The 651-nt window shown below is 63.0% G+C and carries 1 protein-coding gene and 1 pseudogene; both read right to left on the bottom strand.

Annotation, left to right across the window (positions count from 1 at the left end; all coding sequences use genetic code 11):
• Positions 1 to 143: 143 nt before the first annotated feature.
• On the bottom strand, positions 144 to 326 hold the full coding sequence (locus EWE75_RS24795) for an AsnC family protein (RefSeq protein WP_165388544.1): 183 nt from the start codon (positions 324 to 326) through the stop codon (positions 144 to 146).
• A gap of 179 nt (positions 327 to 505) precedes the next feature.
• Positions 506 to 651 (bottom strand): annotated as a pseudogene (locus EWE75_RS24790) (IS5/IS1182 family transposase); the annotation flags it as partial.

Genomic DNA, 651 nt, shown 5'->3' with positions numbered 1-651 from the left:
TCCAGCGAGATGAAAATCGCGGTAAGCTCCGTGCGAACAGCGGACGGCGCATTGGATCGATCGGCTTCAACAAGCATGTCGGCCTCCAGAGTTGGTTTTTTAGCGAGAGCAGTCTGGCAGAGTGCCGCTCGCTGTTCACCTCCTCATGGGATCTCCAGCGCCGTATCGTTCAGCGCCGCTGGCAGCGGCCATTCCATGCCGGACGCCTCGAACCGACGCACCGTCTCCCGCACCGTCGAGGCCGCCACGCCGAGCTGGCGGGCAACCGCGCGGGCCGGCATGTCCGCGTCTCGGATCAGCCTCAATATCTCGCGTACACGACGCATGCTCAGTCTCTCCGTCGGCATCGGACCTCCCCAAAAGGAGCGATCCTCGACGACCGAAACTAACCTTCCAAACACCGTCCCGGGTGGGCGGCATCATTCCGGAATGATGGGCGGCATCAAATCGGAATGCCGGGCGACATCATCTCGGAATGCCGGGCGCGATCACCCCGGAATCCGCAGGCCTGCGCCTCAAAACCTTCGATGAGGTCGTGTGCCAGAGCGATGTCATTGCGTTGCCCCGGTGATCCGATCAGGCGGATGGGAAGGCCCAGCGCCTCGCAAGCGGCATGAATCTTGGTGCTCAGTCCGCCGCGAGACCTACCCA

Source organism: Sphingomonas populi (assembly GCF_004208535.1).
In the GTDB taxonomy this organism is placed as follows: domain Bacteria; phylum Pseudomonadota; class Alphaproteobacteria; order Sphingomonadales; family Sphingomonadaceae; genus Sphingomonas; species Sphingomonas populi.
Note: the sequence above shows the minus strand (reverse complement) of the source record. Positions and strands in the feature narration are given on the sequence as shown.